15 protein-coding genes are annotated in these 16,642 nt (G+C 68.6%); 12 read left to right on the forward strand and 3 right to left on the reverse strand.

Annotated features, from left to right (window positions below; all coding sequences use genetic code 11):
• Positions 1-12: 12 nt before the first annotated feature.
• Positions 13-1,467 (reverse strand): APC family permease, encoded by a 1,455-nt coding sequence (locus ILP86_RS07820; RefSeq protein WP_193761730.1) that lies wholly within the window; start codon positions 1,465-1,467, stop codon positions 13-15.
• A gap of 151 nt (positions 1,468-1,618) precedes the next feature.
• Here ILP86_RS07820 and ILP86_RS07825 point away from each other — a divergent pair, with 151 nt between their 5' ends.
• Positions 1,619-2,779: a P1 family peptidase gene (locus tag ILP86_RS07825; protein ID WP_179515946.1), complete on the forward strand. Its 1,161-nt coding sequence runs from the start codon at positions 1,619-1,621 to the stop codon at positions 2,777-2,779.
• 53 nt (positions 2,780-2,832) lie between these two features.
• Positions 2,833-3,873 carry a TIGR00730 family Rossman fold protein gene (locus ILP86_RS07830; protein WP_046748266.1) on the forward strand — a complete coding sequence of 347 codons (1,041 nt, stop codon included), beginning with the start codon at positions 2,833-2,835 and terminating at the stop codon, positions 3,871-3,873.
• On the opposite strand, the gene ILP86_RS07835 is transcribed toward ILP86_RS07830, so the two are convergent.
• Positions 3,842-5,197 carry an FAD-dependent oxidoreductase gene (locus ILP86_RS07835; RefSeq protein ID WP_193761731.1) on the reverse strand — a complete coding sequence of 452 codons (1,356 nt, stop codon included), beginning with the start codon at positions 5,195-5,197 and terminating at the stop codon, positions 3,842-3,844. The genes ILP86_RS07830 and ILP86_RS07835 overlap by 32 nt on opposite strands.
• Positions 5,198-5,328: 131 nt before the next feature.
• On the opposite strand from ILP86_RS07835, the gene nusA reads away from it, so the two are divergent.
• From nusA to ILP86_RS19910, 5 genes are all read left to right on the forward strand, one after another.
• The gene (gene nusA / locus ILP86_RS07840) at positions 5,329-6,312 is read left to right on the forward strand and encodes a transcription termination factor NusA (protein ID WP_046748267.1); all 984 of its coding nucleotides are present in this window, start codon (positions 5,329-5,331) and stop codon (positions 6,310-6,312) included.
• 61 nt (positions 6,313-6,373) lie between these two features.
• Entirely contained in the window at positions 6,374-6,628 is a 255-nt protein-coding gene (locus ILP86_RS07845; RefSeq protein WP_082108654.1) for a YlxR family protein, read from the forward strand.
• 94 nt (positions 6,629-6,722) lie between these two features.
• Positions 6,723-9,473 (forward strand): translation initiation factor IF-2, encoded by a 2,751-nt coding sequence (gene infB / locus ILP86_RS07850; protein ID WP_061016557.1) that lies wholly within the window; start codon positions 6,723-6,725, stop codon positions 9,471-9,473.
• A 98-nt stretch (positions 9,474-9,571) separates the two neighbouring features.
• The gene (gene rbfA, locus ILP86_RS07855) at positions 9,572-9,997 is read left to right on the forward strand and encodes a 30S ribosome-binding factor RbfA (protein ID WP_046748269.1); all 426 of its coding nucleotides are present in this window, start codon (positions 9,572-9,574) and stop codon (positions 9,995-9,997) included.
• 200 nt (positions 9,998-10,197) lie between these two features.
• A complete protein-coding gene (locus ILP86_RS19910) occupies positions 10,198-12,237 on the forward strand; it encodes a response regulator transcription factor (protein WP_193761732.1) in 2,040 nt (679 codons plus the stop codon).
• Between the two features lie 51 nt (positions 12,238-12,288).
• On the opposite strand, the gene ILP86_RS07865 is transcribed toward ILP86_RS19910, so the two are convergent.
• Entirely contained in the window at positions 12,289-13,185 is an 897-nt protein-coding gene (locus tag ILP86_RS07865; protein ID WP_046748272.1) for an A/G-specific adenine glycosylase, read from the reverse strand.
• Positions 13,186-13,239: 54 nt separating this feature from the next.
• Here ILP86_RS07865 and ILP86_RS07870 point away from each other — a divergent pair, with 54 nt between their 5' ends.
• From ILP86_RS07870 to ILP86_RS07890, 5 genes are all read left to right on the forward strand, one after another.
• A complete protein-coding gene (locus ILP86_RS07870; protein ID WP_193761733.1) occupies positions 13,240-13,893 on the forward strand; it encodes a hypothetical protein in 654 nt (217 codons plus the stop codon).
• 44 nt (positions 13,894-13,937) lie between these two features.
• On the forward strand, positions 13,938-14,831 hold the full coding sequence (gene truB, locus ILP86_RS07875) for a tRNA pseudouridine(55) synthase TruB (protein WP_193761734.1): 894 nt from the start codon (positions 13,938-13,940) through the stop codon (positions 14,829-14,831).
• Positions 14,828-15,196 carry a hypothetical protein gene (locus ILP86_RS07880; protein ID WP_046748275.1) on the forward strand — a complete coding sequence of 123 codons (369 nt, stop codon included), beginning with the start codon at positions 14,828-14,830 and terminating at the stop codon, positions 15,194-15,196. The genes truB and ILP86_RS07880 overlap by 4 nt, the downstream gene beginning before the upstream one ends.
• Before the next feature lie 85 nt (positions 15,197-15,281).
• The gene (locus tag ILP86_RS07885; RefSeq protein ID WP_171010960.1) at positions 15,282-15,692 is read left to right on the forward strand and encodes a hypothetical protein; all 411 of its coding nucleotides are present in this window, start codon (positions 15,282-15,284) and stop codon (positions 15,690-15,692) included.
• Positions 15,689-16,639 (forward strand): bifunctional riboflavin kinase/FAD synthetase, encoded by a 951-nt coding sequence (locus ILP86_RS07890; RefSeq protein ID WP_046748277.1) that lies wholly within the window; start codon positions 15,689-15,691, stop codon positions 16,637-16,639. Before ILP86_RS07885 ends, ILP86_RS07890 begins: the two co-directional genes overlap by 4 nt.
• The last annotated feature ends 3 nt before the right edge of the window (positions 16,640-16,642 follow it).

Genomic DNA, 16,642 nt, shown 5'->3' on the forward strand with positions numbered 1-16,642 from the left:
TCGCGCCTGGCGCTACTCGTCGTCGGGAACGAGCGTGGTGAGTTCAGCATAGTGGCGGGGACGACGTCGCTTCAGGACGATCCCGACGACGATGCCGGCCACGAACAGGGCGGGGGTGGGGGCGAGGAGCGCGAGGTTGACGGGCCCCTGGAGGCCGGTGACGAGATCGAAGTTGGTCGCGATGAGGACGAATCCGACGATCAGACCGAGCGCCCCGAGCGCCGGTGCGACCAGTACCCGCCAGATGCTGTGGCCTCGCCGCCCTCTCAGGAAGAAGCCGACCACGGCGATGGCGGCCACGGCCTGGGCGAAGACCAACCCGGCCACGCCGATCGAGTACACAGGGAGCGCGAAGCCGAGGAAGGGATCCGCTCCGCTGATGATCGTCACCGCGATGGCCACGAGCGACACGATCGAGATCACGAGGCTTGCGTGGTGAGGTGCCTGCGTCGTCGGCTGGGTCTGCGCGAGCCACGACGGCAGCAGACGCTCCCGTCCGAGCGAGAAGAGGTACCGGGAGCTGGCGTTGTGGAACGCGAGGAGGCAGGCGAAGAAGCTCGTGACGATCAGCACCCGCATCGTCACGGACGCCCAGGCGCCCAGGTACGCGTCGCCGGCGTGGAAGACCATGTCCTGGAAGTCGTCCTGCAGGGCGAGGCGCAGCACGCCCTCGATGCCGAAGGCGACCGTGAGGATCCAGAACGTGAAGGCGTAGAAGACGCCGAGGAACGCGATCGAGATGTATGTCGCGATCGGCACGGTGCGTGCCGGATCCCGCGCCTCCTCGGCGTAGATCGCCGTGCTCTCGAAGCCGAGGTAGGCACCGAACCCGAAGACGAAGAGCGCGCCGCTCCCGGCGGCGAAGAAGACGTTCTCGGGGGCGAAGGAGGCGAACGAGATCGGCTCGGGGCCGCCCGAGGCGAGCACGGCGATCGCGAGGACGAGCAGGATGGCGACCTCGGCCGTGAGCAGGACGCCCAGAACCTTGGCACCGACATCGATCTTGCGGTAGCCGAGCACCCCGACGATGACGAGCGCCAGCAGCGCGTAGACGGTCCAGGGCAGATCGATGCCGAAGAGTGCGGAGAACGTCATCTCCCCGAAGAACCCGACGAAGCCGTAGAAGCAGATGCACAGGGCGGTATAGGAGAAGATCGTCACGAACACGATGCCGATGCCGACGGGTTTGCCGAGTCCTCGAGCGCCGTAGACGTAGAAGGCGCCGGTGTTGCGCACATACCTCGACATGGCGGTGAAACCGAAGGCGAACAGCATCAGCACGACACCGCTGGCGAGCATCGCGCCCGGGCCGCCGATGCCCGCGAGACGGAAGTCCGTGGCTGCAGCGCTGGCGACGACCGTGAGGGGAGCTGCGGCGGAGACCACGAAGAAGACGATCGCCCAGACTCCGAGGCGCCGCTGGGCGAGCGTCGTGGTCGTGGGGACGGAGGGATTCGGCTGAGACATCTGCGGCTCCGGAATCTGCTGTCGGGAGGGTGCGTATCGGACGGTACGAGCTCTTGAACAGTGATTCAAAAGGCAAAGCCGGGTTAAGTCAAGCAAAACATGCGTTGGATGACATACTCTCTGAACACACGTTCAGGTCAGAGTGGAGTACATGGTGGTTTCCTCATCGGCGTCGGAGTCGTCACGCAGGCGTATCAGGGCAAGGGATCTGGGGGTCCCGTTCGCGGGACGCAGCGGCACCCACGGCGCGATCACCGACGTCCCCGGTGTGGCCGTCGGATATCGCACCATGGTCGCGGGGGAGGGAGCGCACGCCGTCCGCACCGGGGTCACCGCCGTCCTGCCCCGGGGCCGCGAGGGAGTGGGCGTGCCCTGTGCTGCGGCCGTCCACGCCTTCAACGGGAACGGCGAGCTCACCGGCCGCGCATGGATCGACGAGTCCGGATCGCTGTCCATGCCGATCGGGATCACCAGCTCGCATGCGGTCGGAGCCGTGCACAGCGGTATCGACTCCTGGGTGGCGCAGATCGCCCCGCACGTCGCCGCCCAGTGGATGCTGCCCGTCGTCGGGGAGACCTGGGACGGATACCTCAACGACATCAACGGCGGTCACGTCACGCCGGCGGACGCGTGGTCGGCCCTGGAGGCGGCCAGCACCGCCGCACCGGCGGAGGGGAACGTCGGCGGAGGGACGGGGATGAACTGCTACGGCTTCAAGGGAGGCACCGGCACGGCATCCAGAACGGTGGCGTACGGCGGTGCCGAGTACACCGTCGGAGTCCTCATCCAGGCGAACTTCGGTGCGCGCGACGAGCTTCGGCTCGGCAGCATCGACCTGGGCGCACGATCGTCGGCGCCGAACCCGATGGGCGACGACGACTGGTTCGCTCGGGAGCGGCGCCAACATGCCCCGGGAGGAGCCGGATCCGCGATCGTGGTCATCGCCACTGACGCCCCCTTCCTTCCCGGTCAGTGCGCGGCACTGGCTCGTCGGGGAGCCCTGGGTCTCGGCCGCAGCGGCACCGCGGGCAGTCACTTCTCGGGCGACATCGTCCTCGCGTTCTCCACCGCGAACGAGGGTGCGCTCACGTCGCAGTTCCCGGAGGGGAGCGACGAGGTCTACGAGACCATGCGCCTGATCCCGTGGGGGCGGATCGATCCCTTCCTGACGGCAGCGGTGCAGGCCGTCGACGAGGCCGTGTGGAACGCACTCGTCGCAGCGCAGGACATGACAGGACGCGACGGGCACAGGAGCCTCGCGCTCCCGCACGACGAGATCCGGGCGGCCGTCGACGAGTCCCGCGGAGTCTGAGCGACGGCGTGGCAGGAGGCCACGGTCGCCCCGGAGCATGACACCCTGGAGGCATGATCGACGAACCCCTCCCTGAAGCGCTCAGCGCCGAGATCAACGCCGTCCTCGACGATGCGGGAGTGCACACCGACCGCAGGCTCGTGATGCGGATGCTGCGCACCGCGATCCTTCTGGGGGAGGACGGCGCCGACCGCCTCGATCTGAAGATCGCCTCGGCAGCGCTCGCCGAGATGCGTGATGCGTTCCGTCTCTTCGCTCCGTTCCGCGGCGTCCCCAAGGTCACGGTCTTCGGCTCGGCGCGAACCAGGCAGGACGATCCGCTGTACCTGACGGCGCGCGACGTCGCCTCGGCCCTCGCGGGGGATGGGTGGATGGTCGTCACGGGGGCGGGGCCCGGCATCATGCAGGCGGCTTCCGAGGGAGCGGGTCCTGCCCTCTCGCTGGGCGTCTCGATCAGGCTCCCGTTCGAGGAGAAGCCCAACGGCTTCGTGGCCGGCCAGGACCACGTGGTCGCGATGAAGTACTTCTTCACCCGCAAGCTCATGCTCATCAAGGAATCGCTCGGGTTCATCTGCCTGCCGGGTGGGTTCGGCACCCTCGACGAGATGTTCGAGCTGCTCACCCTGCAGCAGACCGGCAAGGCGGAACCGACGCCGATCGTTCTCCTCGACGAGCCGGGTGGCACGTTCTGGCAGGGGCTTCGCAGCTTCATCGACGACCATCTCGCCCCGACCGGGGTCATCTCGGAGGGCGACTTCGATCGCGTCGTGATCACGGATTCGGTCGATGCGGCCAGGGCGGAGATCACGGGCTTCTGGCACAACTACGACTCATTGCGCTGGGTGGGCGATGCGCTGGTGCTGCGGCTCAAGGCGGAGCCGACGGACGAGGAGATCGATCGGCTCAACGAGGAGTTCGGCTCGATGCTGTCATCGGGGAGGATCGAGCGGACGGGCCCGCGTCAGCCGGAGGTCGCCGACGCCGACAACCTCGACCTCCCGCGCCTGATCCTGCACCTGGATCAGCGGCAGGTGGGCAATCTGTTCCGACTGATCGGCGCGATCAACGCCCTACCGTCTGCTCCCGCGCGGTGATGCGGGCGGCGAAGTCGGCGAGATCGACCGGGCGATCGAGGATGCGCTCCGCAGCGCGGCGGCCGGAGTAGAACGCCGCCCCGACCGTGGCCGGCTCATCGCCCCAGGTGGCTTCGCCGGCGAAGTGCAGCACCCCGTCGACGGGGCCCGCCAGAGCATCGTGATCGTGGTGCGTCGATCCCAGGGCGAGGTGGGAGTACGAGCCGTTCGAGAACTCGTCCTCGCCCCAACGCGTGACCCAGTGCGCGAGCGGTTCACCGACGGCGTCTCCGTAGAGGACGTGGAGAGCGCTGACCGCGTCGGCGACGATCTCGGCATCCGCGAGGTCCTGCATCCGACGACCGAAAGGGCCGGCGGCGAAGGTGAGGAGCGTGGGGATCCCGCTCACTGCAGATACGTCGTACCAGGAGTGCCAGTGCTCGCCGGCGTCGCCGAGTGCGCGGATCACGTACGTCTCCTCGTCCCAGAAGCGCTCGGGGAACTGGACGAACACCTTGTTGAACACGCCCATCCCGAGGCGGGAGATAGGGCCGGAGACCGCTTCGGGGAGCTCGGGATCGAACGAGATCGTTCCCGCCTTGAGGACCCCGAGCGGCACGGTGACGATGACGCGATCCGCGCGGTACTCGGTATCACCGGCGCGCACGACGACGCCCGCTGCGGAACGGCTCACGCGGGTCACGACCGTCTCCAGGCGCACATCGAGGCCGTCTGCGATGCGGCGGGGGAGCTCGTCGTAACCGCGGGGGAAGATGACCTCGTCGCCCTCGATCGCATCCTCATCGAGGCCATGGGCATCGAGATCGCCGATCCAGGCGCCGCACTGCTCCTCGACGCGATGGCGGAAGAACTCGCGGATGTCGTCGATGCGATCAGGGGAGAGCCCCGACCTGTCCAGAGCGCGCTCCGTGACGTCCAGGTACGTGTCGCCGGAGGAGGATGCGGCGATCTCTTCCACGAGCAGGCGGTCGGCCAGGTCGACGTCGCTGACCCACTGCGCGGTCGCGGCTTCGTCCAGACGGCGGCCCTCGCCGTCGTAGTTCTCGATCGGGCGACCTCCCACCTGGAAGCTGCCCACCGTGTACTCGATCGCCGGGATGCGCAGCGCATGCACGAGGTCCCACAGCGGGGAGTTCTCGATGCCGTGGATCCATGAGGCGCCCAGATCGACCGGGAATCCGGCGCTGCGGTCGGTGTGCATGCGGCCTCCGATGCGGTCGCGCCCCTCGAGGACCACGACGCGCTGACCGGCGTCGGCGAGCATCCGGGCGCTCGTGAGCCCCGACATGCCTGCGCCGATCACGACCGTGTCGAATGTGCTCACGTGCTCCTCCTCGAGCGGCTCCGGGATTCCGCCACCGCCGCCGCCGTGCGGGAGCCGGTGGGCACAGGGTATCGTGGTACGGATGTCGCGCGTGCGAACAGGCGCGACGAGAGCTGAATAGAGAGGCCGTCATGGACATCGAACTGAGTCTGCTGCGAGGGATCGAGAAGGAGAAGGCGATTCCCTTCGATGAGCTCGTCGCCATCATCGAGCAGGCGATCCTGACCGCGTACTCCAAGCACGTCGCAGCCGACGGCGTCACGCCCGAGGGTGTCCGCGTCGACCTCGACCGCAAGACCGGCCATGTCGCCGTCCTGCAGGTCGTCAAGGACGAAGAGGGCGCGATCATCGGCGAAGAGGACGCGACGCCGGATGACTTCGGCCGCATCGCCGCCTTCGCCGCCAAGCAGGTCATCAGCCAGCGTCTCCGTGACATCGCGGACGACGTCGTGCTCGGCGACTTCAAGGACAAGGAAGGCGACATCGTCGCCGGCGTGATCCAGCAGGGCCCGAATCCCCGCATGATCCACGTCGACCTCGGTTCCGTCGAGGCGATCCTTCCCCCTGAGGAGCAGGTGCCCGGCGAGGAGTACACGCACGGCTCGCGCCTGCGCGTCTACGTCACGAGTGTGGCCAAGGGGCTCAAGGGGCCGCAGATCACCGTCTCGCGTACGCACCCTGGGCTCGTCCGCAAGCTCTTCGCCCTGGAGGTGCCGGAGATCGCGGCCGGTCTGGTCGAGATCGTGGCGCTGGCCCGGGAGGCCGGACACCGCACGAAGATCGCGGTGAAGGCGAACGACCCCTCGATCAATGCCAAGGGCGCCTGCATCGGTGAGCTGGGTCGTCGTGTGCGCGCGGTGACCGAGGAGCTCGCCGGCGAGAAGATCGACATCGTCGACTACGACGCGGATCTCCCGACCTTCGTGGCGCACGCGCTTTCACCCGCCAAGGTCACGAGCTCTTTCGTGCTCGATGCCGGCACCAAGGCGGTCCGCGCGCTGGTGCCCGACTACCAGCTGTCGCTCGCGATCGGCAAGGAGGGCCAGAATGCCCGCCTGGCCGCCAAGCTCACGGGGGCGAAGATCGACATCCAGCCGGACAGCGTCCTCGACTGACCGGCTTCGGCCTTCCGCCGCGCCCGGGAACGGGCGAGGCGGGGTGAAACGCAGGTGTAAGATGGAACCCGTACGAACGTGCGTCGGTTGTCGCACGCGTGCTCCCCGCTCCGCCCTTCTCCGGGTGGTTGCCCAGAACGACACCCTCATCCCTGATGAGCGTGCTGTCCTGCCGGGGCGCGGCGCGTGGGTGCATCCGACACCCGAATGCATGGAGGCCGCTCTGCGGCGACGAGCCTTCGGACGAGCACTGCGTGTGAACACTCAGCTGGACACACGGACCTTCGAACAGCACCCACCAAGAAACAAAGGCTGAACAGCTATGGAAACAAAGTGAACGGCTCGAAATGAGACCCGTCCGCGACTAGTGGTCTGCCCTGTCTGGGTGGACCGACTCAGACAGGAGAATTGTGGCTGGTAAACCACGCGTACATGAGATCGCCGCCGAACTCGGCGTCGACAGCAAGATCGCACTTGCAAAGCTCAAGGAACTCGGCGAGTTCGTGAAGAGCCCCTCTTCGACCATCGAACCGCCGGTGGCGCGCAAGCTGCGCGCGGCGATCGAGGCCGACAGCTCGCTCAAGAGCGCAGCCCCTGCTGCTCCGGCCGCGAAGCCGGCAGCGTCTGCGGCGAAGCCCGGTGCGGGTTCCGGCGCCAAGCCGGGCCCGAAGCCCGGCCCCAAGCCCGGTCCCAAGCCCGCCCCGGAGGCTCCGGCCCCCGCTGCTCCGGCACCCGCGGACCCGACTCCTGCACCTGCAGCAGCGGCCCCCGCGCCTGCAGCTCCGGAGGCGGCCGCACCCGCCGAGAGCAGTGCACCGACTCCGGGCGCTCCGCGTCCGGGTAACAACCCCTTCTCGTCCGCGCAGGGCATGGGCCAGCGTCCCGCCGGTCCCCGTCCCGGCAACAACCCCTTCGCCTCGGCGCAGGGCATGGGCCAGCGTCCGACTCCGGGCAACATCCCGCGTCCTCAGGCGCCTCGTCCCGGTGCACCCCGTCCGGGTGCGCCCCGGCCCGGCTCGCCTCGTCCTGGTGCACCCCGCGGTGGCCAGGGTGGTCGTCCCGGTGCTCCGTTCCAGCAGCGTCCCGGAGGCCCCGGTCGTCCCGGCGGCGCCGGTGGACCCGGTGGAGCAGGCGGCCCCGGTGCACGTCCCGGCGGCGGTTTCGCCGGTCGTCCCGGTGGTGGCGGCGGTCGCGGCCGTGGACCCGGCGGTGGCACGGCAGGTGCCTTCGGTAAGGGCGGCGGCAAGAGCAAGCAGCGCAAGTCGCGGCGGGCGAAGCGGCAAGAGTTCGAGATGCGGAGTGCTCCGGTCGTCGGTGGCGTCAACGTCACCCGCGGCAACGGAGAGATCATCCGCATGCGTCGCGGCGCATCGATCGCGGACTTCGCCGACAAGATCGAGACGCTGACCGGCTACACGGTGCAGCCCGGAACCCTCGTGACGATCCTCTTCAACCTCGGCGAGATGGCCACGGCCACCGAGTCGCTGGACGAGGCGACGTTCGAGGTGCTGGGCGAGGAGCTCGGTTACAAGATCCAGATGGTCTCGCCCGAGGACGAGGACAAGGAGCTCCTCGAGGGCTTCGGTCTCGACCTCGAGGCCGAGCTGGAGGCGGAGAGCGAGGAAGACCTCGAGATCCGTCCTCCCGTCGTCACCGTCATGGGTCACGTCGACCACGGTAAGACGCGACTGCTCGACGCGATCCGTCAGACCAACGTCATCGAGGGAGAAGCCGGCGGCATCACCCAGCACATCGGTGCCTACCAGGTCTGGACCGAGCACGAGGGCATCGAGCGAGCCATCACGTTCATCGACACCCCGGGTCACGAGGCGTTCACCGCCATGCGTGCCCGTGGTGCGCAGGTCACCGACCTCGCGATCCTCGTGGTCGCAGCCGACGACGGCATCATGCCGCAGACGGTCGAGGCGCTGAACCACGCACAGGCGGCGAACGTGCCGATCGTGGTCGCGGTGAACAAGGTCGACAAGCCCGACGCCAACCCCTCGAAGGTGCGTCAGCAGCTGACCGAGTATGGTCTCGTCGCCGAGGAGTTCGGTGGCGACGTCATGTTCGTCGACGTCTCCGCTCGGGCGAACACGGGTATCCAGGATCTCCTGGATGCCGTGCTGCTCACGGCGGATGCCGGCCTCGACCTGACCGCGAACCCGAACAAGGCCGCTCGCGGTGTCGCCATCGAGGCGAAGCTCGACAAGGGTCGCGGTTCGGTCGCCACGGTGCTCATCCAGTCCGGAACGCTCCGGGTCGGCGACGCGATCGTCGCGGGTACGGCCTACGGCCGTGTGCGTGCGATGGCCGACGAGAACGGCGAGCAGGTCCTCGAGGCCTACCCGTCGCGTCCGGTCCAGGTGCAGGGTCTGAACTCCGTACCGCGCGCCGGCGACGTCTTCATCGTCACCGAGGAAGACCGCATGGCCCGTCAGATCGCTGAGAAGCGTGAAGCGGTCGAGCGCAACGCCCAGCTGGCCAAGGCCCGCAAGCGCATCTCGCTCGAGGACTTCACCCGTGCTCTCGAAGAGGGCAAGGTCGAATCTCTCAACCTCATCATCAAGGGTGACGTCTCCGGTGCCGTCGAGGCACTCGAGGAGTCGCTGCTCAAGATCGAGGTCGACGACTCGGTGCAGCTGCGCATCATCCACCGCGGTGTCGGCGCGATCACCGAGTCCGACGTGAACCTGGCGACGATCGACAACGCGATCATCGTGGGCTTCAACGTCCGCCCGGACACGAAGGCGCGCGAGCGCGCCGCTCGTGAAGGCGTGGACATCCGCTTCTACTCCGTCATCTACAACGCGATCGACGAGATCGAGAGCTCGCTCAAGGGCATGCTCAAGCCGGAGTACGAAGAGGTCCAGTCGGGTGTCGCCGAGATCCGCGAGGTGTTCCGCTCCTCGAAGTTCGGCAACATCGCCGGTGTCATCGTGCGATCGGGAACGATCACCCGCAACGCCAAGGCTCGCGTCATCCGCGACGGCGTCGTCATCGCCGATGGTCTCGCCATCGAGTCGCTGCGTCGCTTCAAGGACGATGTCACCGAGGTCCGTACGGACTACGAGGCCGGTATCGGACTCGGGAAGTACAACGACATCCAGATCGGTGACGAGATCGAGACGACCGAGCTCATCGAGAAGCCTCGCGGCTGATCTATTCGAAACACTCTCGGGCGTTCCCCGTCTCCCCGTTCCTTCCGGATCGTGGGAGACGGGGGACGCCCTGAGGGTTCCTGGACAGGGAGAGAACAATGGCAGGCGAACGACAGGCCCGACTTGCGGATCGAATCCGCGTGATCCTCGCGGAGAGGCTGGAGAAGGGGCTGCGCGATCCACGCCTCGGCTTCGTCACCATCACCGACGTCCGTGTGAGCGGAGACCTCCAGCACGCGTCCGTGTTCTACACGGTGCTCGGCACGGAGGAGGAGCGCATCTCCAGCGGAGCCGCGTTGACCTCCGCGACCGGCATGCTGCGCAGCGAGGTCGGACGACAGCTGAGCACACGACTCGTGCCGACGCTCGAGTTCATCCCGGACGCGCTGCCGGAGAACGCCGACCACATCGGTGCGTTGCTCCGCGAGGCGCAGCAGCGCGATGCGGACGTCGCGAAGCTGGCTTCTTCGGCTTCGCACGCCGGCGACGCCGACCCCTACCGCACGGAAGACGACTCGGAGTGAGAACCGTTTGATACGCTCGGCTCCGCGGGACCCGATCCCGCGAAGCTGAGGGGGATCGGCGCATCGAGGGTACGGACACGACTGGGGGGCCGTTCGTCGCGCCCGCCGCGGCCGGACTTCTCCTGGCGGATCTCCTCGAGCAGGATCTCGGATGCGCTCCGCACGTTCTCGCGCGTCTGTCCGACGCCGTCGATGGCGACGTGCCGACGATTCGCGAGGTGGTCCAGCGTCTGACACCGGCTCAACGTCACGGGCTGCAGTCGTTGCCGACGCCGCTCCCGCTGGTGCCGGCCATCGCGCTCCGGTTCGCCGACCTGGAACTCGACGAACGTGATCGTGAGCTGCTGCTCGCGCTCGCGGTGCGCCTGGACGACGCTCTCGGTCCCCTCCTCGCCTTCGACGGACGAACGGCGACCGAACTGGCCGATGCATCTGTCGCAGATCACGTGCTCGTGCACGCCGGTCGCGCACGGCTCGTCGATGCGAGACTGTCCGTCTGGGTGCAGGCGACGACCTGCGCGGCCAGGACTGCGGCGGTTCACCAGCGGTTGAGCGCACTCTTCCGTGCTCGGGGCGAACGCGCGAGTGCGGACTGGCACCAGGCGCGGGCTTCACTCGAGGGAGCCCCGTCCACCGCACCTGGACTCACGCGGCTCGCCCGGCGGCTCTCCGAGGCCGGACAACCCGACCGTGCGCTGCTGCTCGCGACCGAGGCGCATAGACACGCCGTGGGCGATGCCAAGGACGAGGCATGTCTCGTCGCCGGCGCCTCGGCCCTGAGCGCCGGACTCGCTGCGGAGGCCGCAGCATGGCTGGGAGGTCTCTATCCGCGCGGAAGCACGCATCATCGGATCGCCGGCCTCGGCGCGCTGATCGTCGCTCGGACGTTCGTGCAGGGCGCAGTACCCGCCGTCGATCCGACCACGCTGCGGTCGAGAACGCTCGATCAGGAGGACTGGTGCCGCTGGACCAGGGCTGCTGCTCTCGCGGCCGTCCTGTGCGCCGAGCGCGGCGACCGGATCGGGATGCGCACCTGGCTCGATGTCCTGCGAGACGGGGCCGCCCGCGCGGATGCAGGCGATGAGCTCCGCGATCCCGCCGTCGCGTTGTGCTGGCTCATCGTGGGCGATCGCGGCGGCGACGCCGTGAGTGGAGCCGGTCCGGCGAGCGGGGGCATGCTCCGCGCACTGCGCGCCGCGACGGACGGAGACATCGATCGTGCGCTCCGCCTGCTGTCGACCGATGGATCGGTCCTGTCCGTCGGCCCCGATCCTCTCGTCCCTGGGTACGAGAACAGCCCGGTCATCCAGGCCTATCGCGCGGTCATCGAGGTGCTGCTGCTGGTCTGGCGGGGCGACATCGGGCTTGCGCGCGACCGACTGATGCAATCGGCTCTCCGGCTTCCGATCTCGATGCCGTTCGCCGGCCTCGGCGTGGTCCTCGCCCGGCGCCTCGACGTGGCCGTGCTCGGTGAGCTCGGGCCTTTCGCCCGTTCGCTCACGGCGGCCCTCCCCGTGGGGGTGAAGGTCGATCTGCTCGTGGACCGCGGCATCCGCTCGTTCCTCGCCGGTTCGTTCGATGAGGCTGCCGCGACGTTCCGGCTCTGGTCCGATCGCGGCGCACCGCAGCCGACGTTGGTGGTGCCGGGGCTGGAGGAGATGGCGTTCGTGGGTCAGGAGAGCGTCAGGACCGCGGCGGTCGAGCCTCCCGAGATCGCCCTCGCGCAGGAGCTGCGGATACGCATCGCGACAGCGGGGGACGGGCGGTGGCCCTCGGAGAGCGAAGAGGTGAGCGAGATCGCGCGTACTCTCACTTCGCCGTTCGCGAGGGCGCGGGTGGAGATGATGCTCGGGACGCAGCAGGCGATCCGTGACGATCACGCGTCAGCGAGGATCCACCTCCAGTACGCGGAGCGGCTGTTCGAGATCTCCGGCGCAACCGCCTGGGCCAGAGCCATCCGGAACAGGCTGGATCGCCTCGATGCCAGGGAAGGAAGCATCCTCCCCGTGGCGGAGGCTCTCTCCGCGTGCCGTTCGGCCTGGGCGCTCCGGCTCACGGCGCGCGAACTGGAGGTCGCGATGCGCGCCGTCCGAGGAGCCGCGAACCGCGAGATCGCGGAGGCGCTGCGTGTCTCGGTACGCACCGTGGAGGTGCACCTCGGTCGGGTCTTCGTCAAGCTGGACGTGCGGAGCAGGGTCGAGCTGACGGTGCTCGCGCATCGCACGGATCACCACGTCTGAGCGTGCGGACCCGTCGAGGCGTCGGCTGCCGTGATCGCCTGCGGAAGACGTTCAGCGCGGCAGGAACAGCGCTGACCCGTCGGCTTCCGCGAGGCCGTCCGCGATGAGGGAGTCGATGGCGCGATCCCGCTGACCCGCGTCAGGCCAGTCCGGCAGCACGGCCGCCAGCGGAACAGGCTCCGGATCCAGGGTCCGCAGCAGCCGCAGCACCGCGCCGCGGGCCTGTCTATCCGACCCCTCGTAAGCCGCCTGGCGTCGCCGCTCATCCCCGGTGTCGGGTCTGCCGGCCGCCAGCCAGGCGCAACTGCCTGCCAACGGGCACAGCTCGCATCGTGGTGATCGTGACGTGCACACGGTGGCGCCGAGTTCCATCGCCGCGGCGTTGAACATCGCAGCGGCATCGATGTCATCGGGCAGCAGCGAGGCCATCAGATCGAGGTCTCGGCGTGACGGCGCGCCCGGCTGTGCGCGGCCCTCGACGGCACGAGCGAGCACCCTTCGGGTGTTCGTGTCGACGACCGGGTGGCGGTCGCCGTAGGCGAACACGGCCACAGCACGGGCGGTGTAGTCGCCGATACCCGACAGCGCCAGCAGGTCGTCCACCCCGCGCGGTACGACCCCGCCATGCCGGTCGGTGATCTCGACGGCCGCGCGATGCAGCCAGAGCGCACGCCGGGGATAGCCCAGGTTCGCCCACTGCTGCACGACATCCGCCGTCGATGCGCTGGCCATCCTCGCGGGCGTCGGCCATCTCTTCAACCAGGCATCGAGGTGCGGGATGACCCTCACGACCGGCGTCTGCTGCAGCATGAACTCGCTCACGAGCACACCCCAGGCCCCGAACTCGTCGTGAAACTCGGGGCGTCGCCATGGCAGGTCTCTGGCGGTGGAGCGGTACCATTCAGGCAGGGCCGACACCACGTCGGAAGGGACCTGCGCGTCGGGCATCCCTCCAGCCTACGTGAGCGGGCCGAGGGGCCCGAGACCGGAGTCAGGGGCTTCATGATCCGTGCACGCGCCGCCGCGCTCATCCTCCTCACCGCTCTCGCCACGAGCGGTCTCACCGGTTGCACCGGGGGTGCGGCGCCCGCGCCATCCGACAGCCGGGAAGTCAGTCCCAGCCAGACACCGTCCGATTCTCCGAGCCCGACGACGGAAGCCAGAGTCGAGGTTGCGACAGACCCGAGCACCTGGGTCATCGACGACGCCGGTGTCGGGCCGATCGAGATCGGTGGCGACTTCGCCTCGACGCTCGACGGTCTCGCACCGGGATGGACCAACGACGCGGTCGACTGCTCATGGTCGGCGTGGTGGACGGCGTCGGATTCCGCCTACGGCATGTCCTTCGTGCGGGGCACCGAGAGCCCGAACGCTCCCATCCGCGAGATCTCCGTCTCCTCAACGAGTGAGTCGCTCGAGGGGGTTCCAGGTCCCCAGACGATGACCGGGTTGGGCGTCGGCGCCACCAGGGACGATCTGCTCGCGGCATACCCCGCCGCGCAGCAGGGGACGTCGACGATCGGGAGCGACAGCTGGATCATGCTCCCGAGTGAGACCGACGCCCACGTGTTCTTCGCGTTCCGGGAGGGTGCGGATACCGCCTGGGACGTCACGGTGACGACCGGTGCGGAGCCCTCGTACGAGGTCTGCGGCTGAGCGCCGTGACCGCTCCGCCCCGTCACCGTCGGTAGGCTGGGAGGATGGTCTCGCCCGGCATCCTCCTCGTCGACAAACCCGCTGGGCTGACCAGTCACGACGTGGTCGCCCGCACGCGGCGGGCGTTCGGCACCCGCAGGGTGGGGCATGCCGGAACCCTCGACCCGATGGCGACGGGTCTGCTGGTGATCGGCATCGAGGGGGCGACCAGGCTCCTGACGTACATCGTGGGTGCCGACAAGACCTACACGGCGACGATCCGTCTCGGCCAGACCACCGGCACCGACGATGCGGAGGGGGAGATCCTCACGACGGCCTCCGCCGATGCCTGGGCCTCGGTCACCGACGACGCAGTGTCGGCCGGCATCGCCGAGCTCACGGGGGAGATCTCCCAGGTCCCCAGTGCCGTCTCGGCGATCAAGGTGGACGGTCGCCGTGCCTACGATCGGGTGCGCGCGGGAGAAGAGGTCGTACTCGCGGCACGGGACGTCGTGATCTCGCGGTTCGACCTGCTGGCCACTCGCCGCGGAGAGGGGCACGTCGATCTCGATGTCATCGTCGAGTGCTCGTCCGGGACCTACATCCGCTCCCTCGCCCGAGACCTCGGGGCGGGCCTCGGCGTCGGCGGTCATCTGACGGCACTGCGGCGCACGAGGGTCGGGCCGTTCGATGTGACCGAGGCCGTCGGGCTCGATGCACTCGAGGGCGCGCCGACCTTGACTCCGGGCGGAGCGGCGGCGCGGATCCTGCCCGTGCTCGAGATGTCCTCCGACGACGCGCGCGACCTCCGCCACGGCAAGCGATTGAGCGGACAGGCTGCACGTCTGCATGAGGCGATAGGCGCGGCGATCGACCAGGACGGTGCCCTGATCGGCATCGTCGAGAAGCGCGGCGCGGATCTCAAGAGCGCCATGAACATGCCGGAGGTCGCACCATGATCCTGTGGTTCACGATCGCGCAGATCGTCATCGCGGTCGCCGCCGGTGTGTTCTGCGTCGCCGCGGGGCTGCTCGGCAGAAGGCCGAGCGACTTCAGCGTCGGTGCCCTCGCCCTCGTCGAGGCGCTCCTCGTCGTCCAGGTGATCGTCGCGATCATCGCACCGCTGGCGGGCAACCCGCCGACCGGAGACCTCCTGGAGTACTGGGTGTACCTGGTCTCGGCTGCCCTGCTCCCGGTCGGAGCCGTGCTGTGGGCGCTCATGGAACGCAGCCGCTGGAGCACGGTGATCCTCGGGGTCGCGGCACTCGCGATCGCCATCATGCTGTGGCGCATGCAGGTCATCTGGGCGGTCCAGATCGCGTGACGCGAGTGGTCGCCGCGGGAGCCCGGCGGCCTCCCGCGGCTCTAGGATGGAATGCGCTATGAGCTCCACCGCCCCCTCCTCTCGGATGACCGGAATCGGTCGCGTCCTCGTCATCGTCTACGCCGTCATGGCGCTGGCGGCTACAGGTCGCAGCTTCGTGCAGATCGTTCGCCGGTTCGACGAGGCGCCGCTGGCGTACTCTCTCTCCGCACTCGCCGCCGTCGTCTACATCCTCGCCACGCTCGCCCTCGTCCTGGCCCGTCGCCGTGGCTGGTACACGGTCGCCTGGGTCGCGATCGTCTTCGAGCTGACCGGCGTGCTCGTCGTCGGGCTGTTGAGCATCCTTCTCCCCGATCTCTTCCAGCACGAGACCGTGTGGTCACTCTTCGGACGGGGCTACCTGTTCATCCCGCTGATCCTTCCCGTCTTCGGCATCTGGTGGCTGCGCACGCATCGGCCCGCCGATGTCGTGCGTCCGGTCGAGGTGGGCGCGTGATCGTCTTCCGCAGCCCGGAGGACGTGCCGAGCGACTTCGGTCCGAGCGCGGTCGCGATCGGCAAGTTCGACGGTGTGCACGCCGGCCACCGTGTGGTTATCGAACGCCTCGAGAAAGCCGCGGCCGCCACGGGAAGTCGGGCGGTCGCGGTCACCTTCGACCGCAACCCTCTCGCCGTCATCAGGCCCGACCGGTGCCCGGAGAACGTGGTCACGGTGGAGCGCAAGCTCGAGCTCCTGGGGGAGCTCGGACTCGACGCCACCCTGGTCCTCACGTTCGACGAGCAGCTCGCTGCCCGCAGTGCCGAGGACTTCGTCGTCGACATCCTCGTCGGAGCCCTTCAGGTCTCGACGGTTCTGGTCGGGCAGGACTTCCGCTTCGGCAACCGGGGAGCGGGCACTCCGGAGCTTCTACGGGAGATGGGCCCGCTGTACGGTTTCTCCGTCGAGGTCGTCGACGATGTGTACCTCCCCGGCTCCGAGCGACGCGTCTCGTCGAGCTGGATCCGCGAACTGCTGATGGAGGGCGATGTCGCCTCGGCGGCAACGGTGCTCGGTCGGTACCCCGACGTGCGCGGAGAGGTTGTGCACGGGCTCAAGCGCGGACGCGAGCTGGGTTTCCCGACCGCGAACCTGTCGACCATCGTCGACGCGTTCGTGCCGGCAGACGGGGTGTACGCGGGGTGGCTCGTCGACCACGACACCGGTATCCGGCACCCCTCCGCCATCTCCGTCGGCACGAACCCCACATTCGACGACGTGCTCGTCCGGCAGGTGGAGGCTCACGTGCTGGGCGAGACGGGCCTCGACCTGTACGGGCACGACGTCACGGTCGAGTTCGTCGACAGGCTGCGGGGGATGGTGGCCTTCGAAGGTATCGACAAGCTCATGGCACAGATGGGTGCCGACGTGACGGATGCCGCGCGTGCCCTGGGGCTCCCGGGCTAGCGG

This window comes from Microbacterium sp. R1, from assembly GCF_015159725.1.
Taxonomy (GTDB): Bacteria; Actinomycetota; Actinomycetes; order Actinomycetales; family Microbacteriaceae; genus Microbacterium; species Microbacterium oxydans.

What these genes read in the sequence shown, in the direction of transcription:
- ILP86_RS07820 (WP_193761730.1), bottom strand. Translation starts at nt 1,467, where the DNA reads ATGTCTCAGCCGAATCCCTCCGTCCCCACGACCACGACGCTCGCCCAG.
- ILP86_RS07825 (WP_179515946.1), top strand. Translation starts at nt 1,619, where the DNA reads ATGGTGGTTTCCTCATCGGCGTCGGAGTCGTCACGCAGGCGTATCAGG.
- ILP86_RS07830 (WP_046748266.1), top strand. Translation starts at nt 2,833, where the DNA reads ATGATCGACGAACCCCTCCCTGAAGCGCTCAGCGCCGAGATCAACGCC.
- nusA (WP_046748267.1), top strand. Translation starts at nt 5,329, where the DNA reads ATGGACATCGAACTGAGTCTGCTGCGAGGGATCGAGAAGGAGAAGGCG.
- ILP86_RS07845 (WP_082108654.1), top strand. Translation starts at nt 6,374, where the DNA reads ATGGAACCCGTACGAACGTGCGTCGGTTGTCGCACGCGTGCTCCCCGC.
- rbfA (WP_046748269.1), top strand. Translation starts at nt 9,572, where the DNA reads ATGGCAGGCGAACGACAGGCCCGACTTGCGGATCGAATCCGCGTGATC.
- ILP86_RS07865 (WP_046748272.1), bottom strand. Translation starts at nt 13,185, where the DNA reads ATGCCCGACGCGCAGGTCCCTTCCGACGTGGTGTCGGCCCTGCCTGAA.
- ILP86_RS07870 (WP_193761733.1), top strand. Translation starts at nt 13,240, where the DNA reads ATGATCCGTGCACGCGCCGCCGCGCTCATCCTCCTCACCGCTCTCGCC.
- truB (WP_193761734.1), top strand. Translation starts at nt 13,938, where the DNA reads ATGGTCTCGCCCGGCATCCTCCTCGTCGACAAACCCGCTGGGCTGACC.
- ILP86_RS07880 (WP_046748275.1), top strand. Translation starts at nt 14,828, where the DNA reads ATGATCCTGTGGTTCACGATCGCGCAGATCGTCATCGCGGTCGCCGCC.
- ILP86_RS07885 (WP_171010960.1), top strand. Translation starts at nt 15,282, where the DNA reads ATGACCGGAATCGGTCGCGTCCTCGTCATCGTCTACGCCGTCATGGCG.